13 protein-coding genes and 3 pseudogenes are annotated in these 15,783 nt (G+C 65.2%); 12 read left to right on the top strand and 4 right to left on the bottom strand.

Going from position 1 to position 15,783, the window contains the following annotated elements:
- Positions 1-27 precede the first annotated feature (27 nt).
- Positions 28-1,651: pseudogene (locus ACVWW1_RS44805) on the bottom strand (helicase HerA-like domain-containing protein).
- A 355-nt stretch (positions 1,652-2,006) separates the two neighbouring features.
- Here ACVWW1_RS44805 and ACVWW1_RS44800 point away from each other — a divergent pair.
- From ACVWW1_RS44800 to ACVWW1_RS44760, 9 genes and pseudogenes are all read left to right on the top strand, one after another.
- Positions 2,007-2,372, top strand: coding sequence for a hypothetical protein (locus tag ACVWW1_RS44800; protein ID WP_092127034.1), 366 nt, complete (start codon positions 2,007-2,009; stop codon positions 2,370-2,372).
- A 62-nt stretch (positions 2,373-2,434) separates the two neighbouring features.
- On the top strand, positions 2,435-2,842 hold the full coding sequence (locus ACVWW1_RS44795; RefSeq protein ID WP_092125172.1) for a DUF4332 domain-containing protein: 408 nt from the start codon (positions 2,435-2,437) through the stop codon (positions 2,840-2,842).
- Between the two features lie 98 nt (positions 2,843-2,940).
- Positions 2,941-3,798, top strand: coding sequence for a dihydropteroate synthase (gene folP / locus ACVWW1_RS44790; RefSeq protein WP_456660287.1), 858 nt, complete (start codon positions 2,941-2,943; stop codon positions 3,796-3,798).
- Positions 3,795-4,175, top strand: a complete 381-nt coding sequence (gene folB, locus ACVWW1_RS44785) for a dihydroneopterin aldolase (RefSeq protein ID WP_092125171.1) — start codon at positions 3,795-3,797, stop codon at positions 4,173-4,175. Before folP ends, folB begins: the two co-directional genes overlap by 4 nt.
- Before the next feature lie 20 nt (positions 4,176-4,195).
- Positions 4,196-4,687 carry a 2-amino-4-hydroxy-6-hydroxymethyldihydropteridine diphosphokinase gene (gene folK / locus ACVWW1_RS44780; protein WP_456660286.1) on the top strand — a complete coding sequence of 164 codons (492 nt, stop codon included), beginning with the start codon at positions 4,196-4,198 and terminating at the stop codon, positions 4,685-4,687.
- Between the two features lie 106 nt (positions 4,688-4,793).
- Positions 4,794-6,668: a methylmalonyl-CoA mutase family protein gene (locus ACVWW1_RS44775; protein ID WP_456660285.1), complete on the top strand. Its 1,875-nt coding sequence runs from the start codon at positions 4,794-4,796 to the stop codon at positions 6,666-6,668.
- Positions 6,665-7,135: a GFA family protein gene (locus ACVWW1_RS44770; protein ID WP_456660284.1), complete on the top strand. Its 471-nt coding sequence runs from the start codon at positions 6,665-6,667 to the stop codon at positions 7,133-7,135. The genes ACVWW1_RS44775 and ACVWW1_RS44770 overlap by 4 nt, the downstream gene beginning before the upstream one ends.
- A gap of 12 nt (positions 7,136-7,147) precedes the next feature.
- A pseudogene (gene scpA / locus ACVWW1_RS44765) lies at positions 7,148-9,305 on the top strand (methylmalonyl-CoA mutase).
- Between the two features lie 36 nt (positions 9,306-9,341).
- Complete coding sequence (locus ACVWW1_RS44760; protein WP_456660283.1) at positions 9,342-10,145, top strand: RsiV family protein; 804 nt, start codon at positions 9,342-9,344, stop codon at positions 10,143-10,145.
- 298 nt (positions 10,146-10,443) lie between these two features.
- On the opposite strand, the pseudogene ACVWW1_RS44755 reads toward ACVWW1_RS44760, so the two are convergent.
- A pseudogene (locus ACVWW1_RS44755) lies at positions 10,444-10,638 on the bottom strand (SRPBCC family protein); the annotation flags it as partial.
- 157 nt (positions 10,639-10,795) lie between these two features.
- On the opposite strand from ACVWW1_RS44755, the gene meaB reads away from it, so the two are divergent.
- On the top strand, positions 10,796-11,788 hold the full coding sequence (gene meaB / locus ACVWW1_RS44750; RefSeq protein WP_456660282.1) for a methylmalonyl Co-A mutase-associated GTPase MeaB: 993 nt from the start codon (positions 10,796-10,798) through the stop codon (positions 11,786-11,788).
- Complete coding sequence (locus ACVWW1_RS44745; RefSeq protein WP_456660281.1) at positions 11,785-12,432, top strand: pyroglutamyl-peptidase I family protein; 648 nt, start codon at positions 11,785-11,787, stop codon at positions 12,430-12,432. Before meaB ends, ACVWW1_RS44745 begins: the two co-directional genes overlap by 4 nt.
- 134 nt (positions 12,433-12,566) lie before the next feature.
- On the opposite strand, the gene ACVWW1_RS44740 is transcribed toward ACVWW1_RS44745, so the two are convergent.
- Positions 12,567-13,109 (bottom strand): adenylate/guanylate cyclase domain-containing protein, encoded by a 543-nt coding sequence (locus ACVWW1_RS44740; protein ID WP_456660280.1) that lies wholly within the window; start codon positions 13,107-13,109, stop codon positions 12,567-12,569.
- The gene (locus ACVWW1_RS44735) at positions 13,066-13,896 is read right to left on the bottom strand and encodes an alpha/beta fold hydrolase (RefSeq protein WP_456660279.1); all 831 of its coding nucleotides are present in this window, start codon (positions 13,894-13,896) and stop codon (positions 13,066-13,068) included. Before ACVWW1_RS44735 ends, ACVWW1_RS44740 begins: the two co-directional genes overlap by 44 nt.
- Before the next feature lie 348 nt (positions 13,897-14,244).
- On the opposite strand from ACVWW1_RS44735, the gene ACVWW1_RS44730 reads away from it, so the two are divergent.
- Complete coding sequence (locus tag ACVWW1_RS44730) at positions 14,245-15,615, top strand: TIGR03808 family TAT-translocated repetitive protein (RefSeq protein WP_456660278.1); 1,371 nt, start codon at positions 14,245-14,247, stop codon at positions 15,613-15,615.
- Positions 15,616-15,783: the final 168 nt, after the last annotated feature.

The following is a 15,783-nucleotide window of genomic DNA, read 5'->3' as shown; positions in this document are numbered from 1 at the left end:
GACAATGCTGGGATGATAGCTCTAATATTATCTGCGCAGCAATCCTCCGAGCGCGCCGCGCACGAGAGCGCGGCCAATCGATCCCCCGACCGATCCTCCCACCGACTTGCCGAGATCGGCCGCCACGCCGCCGATCACCTTGTCGGTCACGGAGCGCGTGACGTTGCGCGCGATCACCTGCCCGGTCGACATGCGGCCGCGCTTGACGTTGGTGCCGAAGATCGTGGCGGCGATCGAGCCGATCTGGCCGAGGATGCCGCCGCCTTCGCCACCATCCGCACCGCCCGCCGGAGCCGCCGCCCCCGACAGGCGCTTCTGGATGATCTCGTAGGCGGATTCGGCGTCGATCGCGGTGTCGTATTTGCCCTTCACCGGGCTCGCATCCATGATCGCCTTGCGCTCTTCCGGCGTGATCGGCCCGATCCGCGCCGACGGCGGGCGCACCATGACGCGCTCGACCATCGACGGCGTGCCGCCGCCCTCGAGGAACGAAACCAGCGCCTCGCCCTTGGCGAGCTCCATGATCACCCGCGCGGTATCGAGCTTCGGATTGGGCCGGAAGGTCTGCGCGGCCGCCGCAACCGCCTTCTGGTCGCGCGGCGTGAAGGCGCGCAGCGCGTGCTGCACGCGGTTGCCGAGCTGCGCCAGCACCTTGTCCGGCACGTCGATCGGATTCTGCGTGACGAAATAGACACCGACGCCCTTGGAGCGGATCAGCCGCACCACCTGCTCGATCTTGTCCATCAGCGCCTTCGGCGCATCGGTGAACAGCAGATGCGCCTCGTCGAAGAAGAACACCAGCTTCGGCTTCGGCAGGTCGCCGGCCTCCGGCAATTCCTCGAACAATTCCGAGAGCATCCAGAGCAGGAACGTGGCGTAAAGCCGCGGGCTCTGCATCAGCTTGTCGGCGACGAGGATATTAACCATGCCGCGGCCGTCGCGGTCGGTCCGCATGAAATCTTTCAGCGTCAGCGCGGGCTCGCCAAAGAACTTCGCGCCGCCCTGGTTCTCGAGCACCAGCAGCTGACGCTGGATCGTTCCGACCGTCGCCTTGGACACATTGCCGTAGCTCTGCGCGGCCTTGCGGATCGACGCCAGCGGATCTTCGCCGTCGTCGGCGCCCTTCTTGCTGCTGTCGGGCGCGATCGCATCCAGCAGGGCGCGCAGATCCTTCATGTCGATCAGCGCGAGGCCGTTTCTCGTCGGCGACGCGGAAGGCAACGTTGAGCACGCCCTCCTGCACGTCGTTCAGATCGAGCATCCGCGACAGCAACAGCGGTCCCATCTCGGTAACGGTGGCGCGCACCGGATGGCCCTGCTCGCCGAACACGTCCCAGAATACGGTCGAGAATTGATCGGGCTGGAAGGTCAAGCCCATCTCCTGGGCGCGCTTCACAATAAAGTCCTTGGCCTCGCCGACCTCGGAGATACCGGAGAGATCGCCCTTGATGTCGGCGGCGAAAACCGGAACGCCGGCGCGCGCAAATCCTTCAGCCATGACTTGAAGCGAGACGGTCTTGCCGGTTCCGGTTGCACCGGTGACGAGGCCATGCCGGTTGGCCAGCGCCAGCGTCAGCCAGGCTGTCTCCTCACCCTTGCCGATAAAAATCCTCTCGTCGGTATCGGCCAATTTATTGTCGGAGGTCGCCATCGCTTCGCCTCTTCGCGCAGATTTAGATCGTTTCGATCATCGAACCCAGGTTCGATACCGAACCAGTGCCATCATATTGCATCTTGCCGGTCGATTGAAACCGTCAGCGCAAGCTGACGTATATTGTCGCGCCACTGGTTCCTCATATTTTATTCCCGGCGAAGTGACGAAAGGCATTGCGCATTGCGACAAGATGGTGTGAATCCGCCGCTCACTCTTGCAGCGAGGCCACAGTCGCGACGCGATCGAAAAAGAAAACGAACTGAAATGCGCGGATCGCTTGTATTTCGTGACACAGGCGCTCAAGATAAATCTTTAAGAACGACCCGGCAAAGTCCGGTTGAGGCGGGGCAAGATGGATGAATTGGTTGGACAGCTGGCCGCGAAGGCCGGCATCGATGGCGCTGTCGCTGAGAAAACCATCGGCATCGTTCTGGGTTTCCTCCGTAACGAGGGACCTTCCGACAAAGTCCAGGCTCTGATCGACCAAATCCCCGGCGCCGAAGCGGCGATCGCCGCCTCCAACAACAGCGGTGGCCTATCGCGGTTGATGGGCGGCGGCCTGATGGCTGTCGGCACCCGGCTGATGGCGCTTGGCCTGAGCATGGGTGAAATTCAGAACGTCGCGCGTGAACTTTTCAGGTTCGGCCGCGACAAAATCGGAGCGGATCAAATGGGCGAGATCATCTCGGGGACACCGGGCCTCAGCCAGTTTGCCTGAAGCACTTTCCCAACGCCCCTGCACGCGCGCTCCCTTCTACCTGTTACCTGCATACGAGTATCATGACATACCCCCTCTCCGAGATCGAAGGCCTGTCCGCCTATTGCGCCACCAAACTGAAATCGCAGGGTATCCGCACGACCGACGCGCTGCTTGAAGCGGCCCGCACCGTCAAGGGACGCAAGGCGCTCGCCGCCAAGACCGGGATCAGTGAACAGCAATTGCTGGAATGGGCCAACATCTCCGACTACATGCGGATTCCCGGCATGGGCAAGGCGAAGGTCGGGCTGGTCCGCGCCGCCGGCGTCACCACCGTGCGCGAGCTCGCGCAGCGCAACCCGTCGCGGTTGGCGCAGAGCATGAAGGACGCCAATGTGCGGCGTAAGCTCGTCCGCGTGATGCCGTCAGAAAAGTCAGTCGAGCTGCTGATTGAACAGGCACGCAAGCTGCCGCTCAAAATCACCTATTAGCATCACTATTAGGCTGCCTTAACCGCACCCGCGGCCGCCGGCGCCACGCATCGCTGCGGCACCTTGACTTGCCGCTGCGGTCAGCGCAAAGCCACCGCATGATGGCAATCAGGCCCATAGCATCGGCGGTAACCGGCCCGGCCGTATCAGCGGTGCTGCCGGCGCTGCTGTCGCGGTCCTATCCGGCGATGATGGGTATCCTGAACGTGACGCCGGATTCGTTCTCCGACGGCGGCCAGTTCATCGCGCCCGAACAGGCGCTGGCGCAGGCCCGCAGGCTGATCACCGAGGGCGCCGACATCATCGACATCGGCGCGGAATCCACCCGCCCCTACGGCTCGCAGCCGGTCACCGCCGAGGCCGAGATGGCGCGGCTGAAGCCGGTGCTGGCGGAGGTCGTCGCGCTCGGCGTGCCGGTCTCGATCGACAGCATGAAGTCGGAGGTCGTAGCCTGGGCGCTCGACCAAGGCGCTGCGATCGCCAATGACGTCTGGGGCCTGCAGCGCGATGCCGGCATGGCGCCGCTCGTCGCGGCACGCGGCGTGCCCGTGATCATCATGCACAATCGCGAGCAGGCCGATCCGGCGATCGACATCATGCGGGACATCGCCGCGTTCTTTGAACGCTCGCTCGAGATCGCGGCGCGCGCCGGCATTGCGCCCGACCGGATCGTGCTCGATCCCGGCATCGGCTTCGGCAAGACGCCGGAGCAGAGCATGATCGCACTGGCGCGGCTTGCCGAGCTCAACGCGTTCCGCCTGCCGGTGCTGGTCGGCGCCTCCCGCAAGCGTTTCATCAGCACGATCGTGGCCTCGGAGCCGCAACAGCGCATCGGCGGCTCGATCGCGGCGCATCTGATCGCCGCGCGGAATGGCGCCCGCATCATCCGTGCGCACGACGTCGCGGAAACCGTTCAGGCGCTGCGGGTGGCCGCGGCAATCGAGGGACAGCAATGACCGACACGATCTTCATCACCGGGATCGTCATCCATGCCCGTCATGGCGTGATGGAGCATGAGACCGAAGTCGGGCAGCGCTTCGTCATCGACCTCGAGCTCTATACCGACCTCTCGGAATCCTCGCGTACCGACCGCCTCTCCGACACGGTGTCCTATTCCAACGTGGTGGCGACGGCGACGTCGGCATTCAAGAACACCAACTACAAGCTGCTGGAGCGCGCCGCCGGCGCGGTGGCCGATGACATCCTGACCACCTTCCCGCGCGTCAGGGCGGTCAAGGTCACCGTGCACAAGCCGCATGCGCCGATCGCCGCGATCTTCGACGATGTCGGCGTGGTGCTGACGCGCTCGCGGCATCCGCCATCCCAGAGTTGAGCGCCCAAGGTTGAACGCTGATGGCTGACGTCCTGATCGCACTCGGCGGCAATGTCGGCGACGTCCGCACGACGTTTCGCAAGGCGATCGCCAATATCTGCGGCATGACGCAGGCCGCGCTCCTGGCGCGCTCATCGGACTATTCGACACCGCCCTGGGGCGAGCAGCAGCAGGACAGCTTCATCAATGCCTGCATCGAGATCGACACCGGCCTCGATCCGCATGCGCTGCTGTTCACACTGCACAGGATCGAAAGCAAATTCGGCCGCGACCGCAAGAACGAGCTGCGCTGGGGACCGCGCACCCTCGACCTCGACCTGATCGCCTATGACGACGTCACACTCGACAAGCCGGAACTGACGCTGCCGCACCCGCGTTTGTTCGGGCGCGCCTTCGTGCTGGTGCCGCTGGCCGAGATCGTTCCCGACCGCGTCATCGCCGGGCGCCGCGTCGCGGATGCGCTGGCTGGGGTCTCGACGGACGGTATTTTCCGTCTAGCGGACCTCGATTAAAAACCGCACGACCTCAAACAACCGTTTGGCTTGGCCGCCCGCCCGTGGCAATTTCCGGCCAAATCAAGGGACCCCGTCGCGGGCCGATGAAGGACGATTTGGGCGGATGACGACCTCGACTAACGATTTGGCTCTGGCTTCGGATTTTGCACCGGCGACCTATGACGACTGGCGGAAGCTGGTCGACGGCGTGCTGAAGGGCGCGCCGTTCGAGAAGCTGGTCGGCAAGACCTATGATGGCCTGAGGATCGATCCGATCTACCGCCGCGCGACCAACTCAAGTCCGCTTCCCGGCCGCGCCGCCGCCTCTCCCTGGCAAATCCTGCAGCGGGTCGACCACCCCGACGCCGCAGCGGCCAATGCGCAGGCCTTGCAGGATCTCGAGAACGGAGCGACCGGCCTCGAATTCGAGTTCGCCGGCGGTCCCGGCGCGCGCGGCTTCGGTCTTTCCGATGCCAGCAAGAAGACGCTGGCGCGGGCCTGCGGCGGCGTCCATCTCGATGCCGGCATCATGATCGCGCTCAACCCGGTGATCGGGCGCGAGAACGCCGGCGAGACGTTTGCCGACATGGTCGAGGCCCGCAAGCTCGATCCGGCCAAGCTCGACCTGCATTTCAATTACCAGGCGCTCAGCACGATTGCCGTGCGCGGTGCGGCGGCAGCCAGCTGGGCCGACTACGCAAAGCCGTTCGGCCAGGTCGTCAACGGCCTGATCAAGCGCGGCTTCAAGGGCCCGTTCGTACTGGCGGACGGCCGGCCGGTGCATGATGCCGGCGGGTCCGAGGTGCAGGAACTCGCTTTCACGCTCGCGACCGCGCTCGCCTATCTGCGCATGCTGGAAGCCGCAGGGCTCGACCTCGATGCAGCGCGCGCAGCCGTCTCATTCCGGCTCAGCGCCGATGCCGACCAGTTCCTGACCATGGCGAAATTCCGCGCGCTGCGCCGCCTTTGGGCAAGGATCGAAGAGGCCTGCGGCCTTATGCCGAAGCCGATGTTCGTCAATGCGCAGACCGCCTGGCGGATGCTGACCCAGCGCGACCCCAACGTGAACATGCTGCGCGCGACGATCGCGACCTTTGCCGCCGGGCTCGGCGGTGCCAACGCCATCACCGTGCTGCCGCACACGCTGGCGCTCGGCTTGCCGGACGATTTCGCCCGCCGCGTGGCGCGCAACACGCAACTCGTGCTGCTCGATGAGTCCAACCTTGCCAAGGTCTCCGATCCCGCGGCAGGCGCCGGCGGCATCGAGGCCCTGACCGCGCAACTCTGCGAGGCGGCGTGGACGCTGTTCCAGGAGATCGAGAAGGCCGGCGGCGTCTTCACCGCGCTCGAGCAGGGGCTGCTACAGAAGAAAGTCGCCGCGACGCGGGCGCAGCGCGAAGCCAATGTGGCGAAGCGCCGCGACGTGCTGACCGGCGCCAGCGAATTCCCCAACCTCCACGAGGCCAACCTCGCGGTGCTGGATGTGAAACCGGCCGCGCCGGTGTCCACCGCCGGTGCCAAGGTCAGCTTCGATGCCCTTGCGCCGATGCGGCTCGCCGAACCGTTCGAGGCGCTGCGCGACAAGTCCGACGCCGCGCTGAAGGCGCGTGGCGCACGGCCCAAGATCTTCCTCGCAAACCTGGGCACGCCAGCGGATTTCACGGCCCGCGCGACATTTGCAAAAAGCTTCTTCGAGACCGGCGGGATCGAGGCCATCGACAGCGAGGGCTTTGCCGACGCGGCCGCTCTTGCCGCAGCGTTCACGGCCTCGGGCGCCGCGATGGCGTGCCTTTGTTCCTCTGATAAGGTCTATGCCGTCAGCGCCGCTGAGGCCGCCAAGGCCCTTCACGGCGCCGGAGCAAGGCATATCTATCTGGCAGGGCGGCCCGGCGACCAGGAATCAGCGCTGCGGGCGGCCGGCATCGGTGAGTTCGTCTTCGCCGGCGGTGATGCGCTGGCGACATTGCGCGACGCCTATCGGCGGATGGAGCAGGCATGACGGCAGAGACACCAGCGAAACCCGTTCTGACCGGCGGTTGCCAGTGCGGCGCCGTGCGCTTTGCGGTGTCCGCGGCACCGAACCGCGTCAGCATCTGTCACTGCCGGATGTGCCAAAAGGCCTCCGGTGCGCCGTTCGCCTCTTTCGCCGACATCAACAACGAGGATTTCGCCTGGACCCGCGGCAAGCCGGCGGCGTTCAAATCCTCCTCGATCGCCGAGCGCGACTTCTGTGCCGCCTGCGGCACGCCGCTCAGCTTCCGGCGGATCGACGGTCCCCGCATCGAGATCATGACCGGCGCCTTCGATCGGCCCGACCGGGTGATCCCGACGCAGCAATTCGGAACCGAGTCCCGCCACGGTTGGGTGGTCGGCATCGCCAATCTGCCGAGCCAGACCACGATGCAGAATTACGGACCGGAGAAGATGGTGACCATCGTCAGCCATCAGCATCCGGACCATGACTAAGGAAGCCAAGGAATGACCCGCATTCCCAATTTCGCCGATGTCGCCTTCCAGCCCGTTGCCACGGCGATGCCGGCCGCGAGCGCCGAGCCGTGGCTGACGCCCGAGGGCATTCCGGTGAAGTCCGTCTACAGCGAGGCCGACCTCGAAGGCATCGACTTCCTCGAGACCTGGCCCGGCATCGCGCCCTATCTGCGCGGCCCCTACCCGACCATGTATATCAACCAGCCCTGGACCATCCGGCAATATGCCGGCTTCTCCACGGCGGAGGATTCCAACGCGTTCTATCGACGCAACCTTGCAGCGGGCCAGAAGGGCCTGTCGGTCGCGTTCGACCTCGCCACCCACCGCGGCTACGACTCCGATCATCCGCGCGTCTCCGGCGACGTCGGCATGGCCGGCGTCGCGATCGATTCCATCTACGACATGCGCACGCTGTTCGCCGGCATCCCGCTCGACCAGATGAGCGTGTCGATGACCATGAACGGCGCGGTGCTGCCGATCCTGGCGCTGTTCGTCGCCGCCGCCGAGGAACAGGGCGTGCCGCCGGAGAAACTGTCAGGCACCATTCAGAACGACATTCTGAAAGAGTTCATGGTGCGCAACACCTACATCTATCCGCCGACGCCCTCGATGCGGATCATCTCCGACATCTTCGCCTACACCTCGCAACGGATGCCGAAATACAATTCCATTTCGATCTCCGGCTATCACATGCAGGAAGCCGGCGCGACGCAGGACCTCGAACTCGCCTATACGCTCGCCGACGGCGTCGAATATCTGCGCGCGGGACTAGCCGCCGGCCTCGATGTCGACCGCTTCGCACCGCGGCTGTCGTTCTTCTGGGCGATCGGCATGAACTTCTTCATGGAAGTCGCCAAGATGCGCGCGGCGCGGCTGCTGTGGGCCAAGCTGCTGAAACAGTTCAACCCGAAGGACCCGCGCTCGCTCAGCTTGCGCACGCATTGCCAGACCTCGGGCTGGTCGCTGACCGCGCAGGACGTCTTCAACAACGTGATGCGCACCACGATCGAGGCGATGGCGGCGACGCAAGGCCACACCCAGTCGCTGCACACCAACGCGCTCGACGAGGCGCTGGCGCTGCCGACCGACTTCTCGGCGCGCATCGCCCGCAACACCCAGCTGTTCCTGCAGCAGGAGAGCGGCACCAACCGCATCATTGATCCCTGGGGCGGTTCCTATTATGTCGAGCGTCTGACCCGCGATCTCGCCGGCAAGGCCTGGGGTCACATCCAGGAGGTCGAGGAACTCGGCGGCATGGCCAAGGCGATCGAGGCCGGCGTGCCGAAGCTGCGGATCGAGGAAGCCTCCGCCAAGACGCAGGCGCGGATCGATGCCGGCAGGCAGGCAGTGATCGGCGTCAACAAGTTCAAGCCGGAGAACGAGCGGCCGATCGACGTCTTGAAGGTGGAGAACTCCACCGTGCGGCGGCTGCAGATCGACAAGCTGGCGCGGCTCAAGAAGGAGCGCAACCAGAAGGACGTCGATGCGGCACTGGCCGCGCTGACCCGCTCGGCCGGCGAAGGCAACGGCAATCTGCTGGCGCTGGCGATCGACGCCGCACGCGCCAAAGCCACGGTCGGCGAGATTTCGGACGCGATGGAAAAGGTATTCGGCCGCCACCGCGCCGAGATCAAGTCCATCACCGGCGTCTACAAGCGAGAGGCAGCGGCCATGTCCAACAAGGTCGAAAAGGTGCAGGCGCTGATCGACGCCTTCGAAGAGGCGGAAGGCCGCCGCCCGCGCATCCTGGTGGCAAAAATCGGCCAGGACGGCCATGACCGTGGCCAGAAGGTGATCGCATCCGCCTTCGCCGATGTCGGCTTCGACGTCGATATCGGACCGCTGTTCGCAACCGCCGACGAAGCCGCGCGGCAAGCGGTCGAGAACGACGTCCACATTCTCGGCGTCTCCTCGCTCGCAGCAGCCCATCTCACCGCAGTGCCGGAACTGAAGGCCGCGCTGAAGAAGCACGGCCGCGAGGACATCATGATCATCATCGGCGGCGTGGTGCCGCCGCAGGATTACGACGCGCTCTATGCCGCAAGGGGCCGAGGCAATCTTCCCGCCGGGCACCGTGATCTCCGACGCCGCCGAGGAGCTGATCCACAAGCTCAACGCCCGGCTCGGCCATAGCGCGGCGGCGGAGTAACGCTGCCGCCTTCGCCTCCCTTGCTCGGAGTTTTCCATGCGCTCCGCTCGCTCGATGACGCCTGCCCGCATCATGGGTCTTGCCGGCCTGCTGGCTTGCCTCTGCCTTTCCGCACGCGCTGCCGATCCCAAGCCCGACGCCACGATCAAGAATGCGAGCATCGAGGCCAACGTCTATCTCGACGACAAGATCAAGGCTGATCCAGCGCTGGCGGCCGATTGCCTCGCCGAAGGCCGGAAGTGGATCGACAAGAACGCCGCCGAGGCGGCTTCCGCGCGCAAGGACGAGCCTGAGCTTTTCAAAGACCGCGGCGGCTATTCATTCGAGCGCAAATATTCGGTGCGCTCCGTCGTCGACGGCCGCTATGTCAGCGTGCTGCGCGACGACTACATGGACACGCTCGGCGCGCATCCGAACACCGACGTCAACACCATCCTGTGGGATACAATGGCGAAGAAGCGCATCAGCATCCGTCCCTTCTTCACCGAGACAGCCGACAACGGCCCGACCCTGACGGCGATGCGCAAGGCCGTCGTCTCGGCACTGAATGCCGAGAAGAAGCGGCGCGGTGCCAGCGAGACCGCAACCGCCGAGTGGTACAAGGAGCTGAAGCCGACCCTGCTCAAGATCGGCGCCGTGACGCTCGCGCCATCGACCGTGTCAGGCAAGAGCTCCGGCCTCACCTTCCACTACCCGCCCTACGCCGTCGGCCCCTACGCCGAAGGCCAGTATGTCGTCTTCGTGCCTTGGGAGACGCTGAAGCCGTATCTGACGGCGGAAGGCGCGGAGATCTTCGGCGGCACGCGGCCGAAGAGCGGCGCGGACGATCAGCCGCAATAGCTGCTTCAGTAGGCCTCAGCCTGGCTGACGCGCCAGCGCTCTGACCAAGGAGCCGGTCCAATCCGGGATCCACGCCCGGAACTGGCTGTGCTAGTCTAGCGATCGGCGTCACCGGGCGCCGTGTCGAGCTTGACCGACCATTCGATGAAGGTGCGGTTGCCTTCGACGACCGGCAGCAGATGCATCGTGCCCTCGTAATGGGTCGGCTGCGCGGCGCGTCCGAGCCGGCATCCGCCAGAAACGGCAATGGCTCGATGCTGGCATAGGTCAGCGAATGCTGCGTGTCCGAGTGGCGGGCAAGGCGTTGCCTGACCCAGAGCCCGAGATAGTAGAAGCGCCTGACAGCACCGACCTGGTCGCCGCGCTTGTCGTCCTCGATCACGCTTTCGCTGACGCCCTCGATATAGGCGGGGTAATTGTTGAAGTCGCGGATCAGCGACCACACGGTATCGAGCGGATGGTCGAGGACGGCGCCGTAATAGGCTCGGGTCATGGCAGGCTCCGGATGTTGGCCCGCAGTGATGCGGAACGGGCCCTGATCAACCGCATGGCAGCGGGCGCGCCCACCCGATTTCCGATCTCGCGATTGATCGGGGACGAGTGCGGACTCCGCCCTCGCCTGCAACCGGCAGCCGTTGTAAACCAAGGCCATGACCTCGCCGAAGCCCGCCTCTCCCGACATCCACGCCCTCGCCAAGCAGCTCCGCGCCGGCCACCGCGCCGCGCTGGCGCGGGCGATCACGCTGGTGGAGAGCCGGCGCGGCGATCATCAGGCGGCGGCGCGCGAGCTGGTGCAGGCGCTGCTGCCCGACACCGGCAAGGCGGTGCGGGTCGGCATCACCGGCTCGCCCGGCGTCGGCAAGTCGACCACCATCGATGCGCTCGGCATGTTCCTGATCGAGCGCGGTCACAAGGTCGCGGTGCTCGCGGTCGATCCCTCCTCGGCGCGCACCGGCGGCTCGATCCTCGGCGACAAGACCCGGATGGCGCGGCTCGCCGTCTCCGACCAGGCCTTCATCCGCCCCTCGCCGTCCTCGGGCACGCTCGGCGGCGTCGCGGCGAAGACCCGCGAGGCGATGCTGTTGTGCGAGGCCGCCGGCTTCGACGTCGTGCTGGTCGAGACCGTCGGCATCGGCCAGTCCGAGACCGCGGTTTGCGACATGACCGACTTCTTCCTGGCGCTGATGCTGCCGGGCGCCGGTGACGAGTTGCAAGGCATCAAGAAGGGCCTCGTCGAGCTCGCCGACATGATCGCGATCAACAAGGCCGACGGCGACAACCTCAAGCGCGCCAACCTCGCCGCCGCGGACTATCGCAGCGCGCTGCACATCCTGGCGCCGCGCTCCGAGCACTGGCATCCGCCGGTCGAGACTTATTCCGCGCTGACCGGCGCCGGGCTCGACCGGCTCTGGCAGAAGATCCTCGAACACCGCACCGCGATGAACGCCTCGGGCGAATTCGAAGCCCGCCGCCGCGAGCAGCAGGTGAAGTGGATGTGGTCGATGCTGGAAAGCCGGATGATGGCGCGGCTGCGCTCGGACGCTGCGATCCGCGCCAAGGTCAAGAAGATGGAGGCCGAGGTCGCCGGCGGCCGCATCTCGCCCGCGGTCGCCGCCGAGCAGATCGCGGAGATGCTGCATTGAGCGGCAAACTGCGCATCCTCGTCACTGGCTTCGGGCCGTTCCCGGGTGCGCCGTTCAACCCGACCATGCCGCTGGTCAAGCGCCTGACCGGGCTGCGCCGGCCGGCTTTCGACGACGTCGCGCTGACGAGCCACATCTTCGACGTCACCTACGCCGCCGTCGATCGCGAATTGCCCGAGCTGATCGCACGACATCGCCCGCAAGCGCTGTTAATGTTCGGCCTCGCCGGCCGGTCCTCGCATCTGCGGATCGAAAGCCGCGCCCGCAATGCGATGACGACGCGCTTTCCCGATGCCGGCGGCCAGCATGCGCGCAAGGGATCGATCGAGAGCGGCGCCGATGCGCGGGTGTTCGGGCCGCACACGAGAAAACTCCTGCGCGCAGCGCTAGCCACCGCCATCGACGCGCGGACATCGCGCGATGCCGGCAACTATCTCTGCAACTACCTGAGCTGGCGCGGGATCGAAGCCGTCAACGGCAACAACGGCCTGCACCTCGCGCAGTTCATCCATGTTCCACCGCTCGCCCATGACGGCACGGCCGCATCAGGCAAATCATCCATCACGCTGGAAGCGCTGGTCGATGCCGGCGAAGCCATGCTGATGGAGCTGGTGAAGCTGACCCGGCAGGCCGCGCGCGCGTGAGCGACGCTGGTTGGACGAGTCCTCTCAAACAGAAGCGCCGCGTATCTCGGCACCGTAGAAGGCTGATGTCCTAGCAACGGGCACAAGCAATCGTCGAAGGTCGGCCAACAGAGCCGCCGTTGGTGAGGCCCCGCCTACTGGACAGCAGCGAACAAATCCCAAGCCCCCGGGATGCCCTTGAGATCGAACGAGCCGCGCTCCGCAAATTTCAATCCGGCTCCTGCGACCAGGTCGGTCACGACGCGCGATACGAGCACTTCATTTGCATCGGACCGCCCCATCACGCGAGCGGCGACGTGAACTGCTATTCCGCCAACGTCCCTGCCGCGCACCTCAATCTCGCCGGTGTGCAGTCCGGCGCGCAGCGGCAACCCGAGCTGGCGCGCAGCTTCGCCCAGTGCGAGAGCACAGCGAACGCCGCGTCCAGGTCCATCGAACGTCGCCAAGATTCCATCGCCGGTATTCTTCACCAGCTTCCCCCGATGCCTCTCGACGACCTGTGCTGCCAAGCGGTCATGAGAATCAAGCAGTTCGTGCCAGCGGCGATCACCGACCTCGATGGCTTTCGTCGTGGAGTTGACGATGTCCGTGAACAGGACGGTAGCCAGGACACGATCGACATCCTCTCCTGCCTCAGGACGGTGACCGGTGACAAACTCCTCGATGTCGCCGATCACTCGTTCGCATTCGACCGTAAAGAAGACACCGTGCGGAAGACCCTCGTATTCGATGTATCTCGCGCCAGGTATTGCCGCCCCCAGCTTCCGTTCCCTCCGATACGGGTACCACGGCATCGGCCTGGCTGTGCAGCACGAGAGTCGGGACGCGCACGCTTTGCAACACCGGCGTTACGTCGATCAGTCGGTTCATCACCATGATCGCCTTGAAGGCACCGGGGCTGCAACTCATCCGCTCGAACTTGCCGAGCGCTGCGAGCTGCTCTTGGGAAGCGTCCGCCAGCCCGACAACGTGTTTCATCATCTGCCCCGAGCCCCAGTTTGCAACAGCCCTGTCAGCAAACGCCTCGAACTGGGCCGCGGGGATCGAGTAGCCCGCGCGCACGAAGCCCCCGACCAAAACCAGGTGGGAAACACGATCTGGATGTGTGGCCGAAAAGAGGACGCTCATGGGACAGCCTTCCGACATGCCCAACAAGACCGTCTTGCGGGATCCCACCGCATCGAGCACGGCGCGAACGTCGTCCATTCGCTCTTCCAACGACGGCACGCCGGACACGCGATCGGACAGTCCCTGACCGCGTTTGTCAAAGCTTATGATCCGGGCGAAGCGTCCTAACCGCTGCGCGTTGTTGCTTATGCACGGCAACTCATGCACGACCTCAAGGTGGGAGATCGAGCCAGGCACGATCAGAAGGTCGATCGGCCCGTCCCCAGTCACCTGATAGGCAATACTGACGTCGCCACTGCGCGCATATTGCGTCTGGGGCATAATGAAATCGGCCATATCCAACTCCAGTATCGCGACGTGTTGAAGCTTAGACGGTCGAAGAGCTTTTCGTGGCAATTGCGAATACGAAATAAGAAACATTAGCACACGACGCAGGTCTGCTTTGGAGAAAATGCTATTAATCCGCGCCTTGACTGCGGCCTCTGGAATACTGGATCACCCGCTTTCGCCGGTGATGACGCCGCGAGATCGTTGTTTGACAACGTGAACAGGCTGCACCGGGGGTTAACCCTACCGCCAACAATCGCCCGGCTGCGTCGGTGTGTTCACCATGCCGCGCCGCATTTCGCGCTACCACTCGGGCGCGAACGTCACCGCTCGCGAATGTTTGCGAGGGCTGTGCCCATGGATGTCAACCGCCGCCATCTGATCGGAGCTTCCGCCGCCGGCGTCGCCGGCGCGCTTGCAGTGTCGCCGGACGCGGCGCGCGCCGCGCAGTCGGCCGGCTCGCTCGGCCGCGACGTCACGCAATATGGCGTCCGTCCCGGCAGCCCCGACGACCAGACCCGCAATTTGCAGCGCGCGATCGATGACGCCGCGCGCGCGCAGGTGCCGCTGGCGTTCCCGCCCGGCGTCTATCGCACCGGCCTGTTGCGGCTTGCGCCCGGCAGCCAGCTGATCGGCGTGCGCGGCGCCAGCCATCTCGCGTTCAACGGCGGCGCCTCGCTGCTGGAAGGCGAAGGCGCCGGCGGCATCGTCCTGATGGGCCTTACCTTCGACGGCGGCAACGTTCCGCTGCCGGCGCGGCGCGGCCTCGTCCATTGCCTGTCCGGCCGCAACATCCGCATCACCGATTGCCAGTTCACCGACAGTGGCGGCAGCGGCATCTGGTTCGAGCAGATGTCGGGCGACGTCAGCAACAACGTCTTCACCGGCATCGCGTCGACGGCGCTGGTGTCGTTCGACGCACTCGGCCTCATCGTCTCGCGCAACACCATCAAGGGCACCAACGATAACGGCATCGAGATCCTGCGCACCGCGATCGGCGACGACGGCTCGATCGTCGCCGACAACCGCATCGAAGACATCAAGGCCGGTCCCGGCGGCTCCGGGCAGTACGGCAACGCCATCAACGCCTTCCGCGCCGGCAACGTGATCGTGCGCGGCAACCGCATCAGCAATTGCGACTTCTCGGCGGTGCGCGGCAATTCGGCCTCCAACATCCACATCACCGACAACAGCGTCAGCAATGTCCGCGAGGTCGCGCTCTATTCGGAGTTCGCGTTCGAGGCCGCTGTCATCGCCAACAACACCGTCGACGGCGCCGCGATCGGCGTCTCCGTGTGCAATTTCAACGAAGGCGGCCGCATCGCGGTGGTCCAGGGCAACATCATCCGCAACCTGCTGCTGAAGCGCCCGATCGGTACCGACCCGAACGACGGGGCCGGCATCGGCATCTATGTCGAGGCCGACAGCGCCGTCACCGGCAATGTGATCGAGAATGCGCCGACCTTCGGCATCGTCGCCGGTTGGGGTAAGTATCTGCGCGACGTCGCGATTTCGGGCAATGTCGTGCGCAAGGCGTTCGTCGGCATCGGCGTCTCGGTGGTGCCGGGCGCGGGCACCGCGCTGATCAACAACAACATGATCTCGGAAACCCCGCGCGGCGCGGTGGTCGGGCTCGACCACGCCCGCCCTGTTACCACCGACCTGTCAGTGGGCGGCGCCCAGCAATATGCGCAGCTCGTGGTCGGCGCGAACGCGGTGCGGCGCTAGAGCATGATCCGGAAAAGTGCGAAGCGGTTTTCCCTCGCGACAAACGCGAAACGCGTTTGCGCGGAGATTATGCTCAAAAGATAAGCTAGAGCATGTTGTTTTTTGCCGGAATCGGGATTGAACGAAGCCGCTGCCGGGGCGTAGGGGGCAAGGTGGCATAGATCGCCT

This window comes from Bradyrhizobium sp. JR3.5 (assembly GCF_054057015.1).
Note: the sequence above shows the minus strand (reverse complement) of the source record. Positions and strands in the feature narration are given on the sequence as shown.

What these genes read in the sequence shown, in the direction of transcription:
- folK (WP_456660286.1), top strand. Translation starts at nt 4,196, where the DNA reads ATGGCTGACGTCCTGATCGCACTCGGCGGCAATGTCGGCGACGTCCGC.
- ACVWW1_RS44735 (WP_456660279.1), bottom strand. Translation starts at nt 13,896, where the DNA reads ATGGCCGATTTCATTATGCCCCAGACGCAATATGCGCGCAGTGGCGAC.
- ACVWW1_RS44800 (WP_092127034.1), top strand. Translation starts at nt 2,007, where the DNA reads ATGGATGAATTGGTTGGACAGCTGGCCGCGAAGGCCGGCATCGATGGC.
- ACVWW1_RS44795 (WP_092125172.1), top strand. Translation starts at nt 2,435, where the DNA reads ATGACATACCCCCTCTCCGAGATCGAAGGCCTGTCCGCCTATTGCGCC.
- meaB (WP_456660282.1), top strand. Translation starts at nt 10,796, where the DNA reads ATGACCTCGCCGAAGCCCGCCTCTCCCGACATCCACGCCCTCGCCAAG.
- folP (WP_456660287.1), top strand. Translation starts at nt 2,941, where the DNA reads ATGATGGCAATCAGGCCCATAGCATCGGCGGTAACCGGCCCGGCCGTA.
- ACVWW1_RS44760 (WP_456660283.1), top strand. Translation starts at nt 9,342, where the DNA reads ATGCGCTCCGCTCGCTCGATGACGCCTGCCCGCATCATGGGTCTTGCC.
- ACVWW1_RS44770 (WP_456660284.1), top strand. Translation starts at nt 6,665, where the DNA reads ATGACGGCAGAGACACCAGCGAAACCCGTTCTGACCGGCGGTTGCCAG.
- folB (WP_092125171.1), top strand. Translation starts at nt 3,795, where the DNA reads ATGACCGACACGATCTTCATCACCGGGATCGTCATCCATGCCCGTCAT.
- ACVWW1_RS44775 (WP_456660285.1), top strand. Translation starts at nt 4,794, where the DNA reads ATGACGACCTCGACTAACGATTTGGCTCTGGCTTCGGATTTTGCACCG.
- ACVWW1_RS44730 (WP_456660278.1), top strand. Translation starts at nt 14,245, where the DNA reads ATGGATGTCAACCGCCGCCATCTGATCGGAGCTTCCGCCGCCGGCGTC.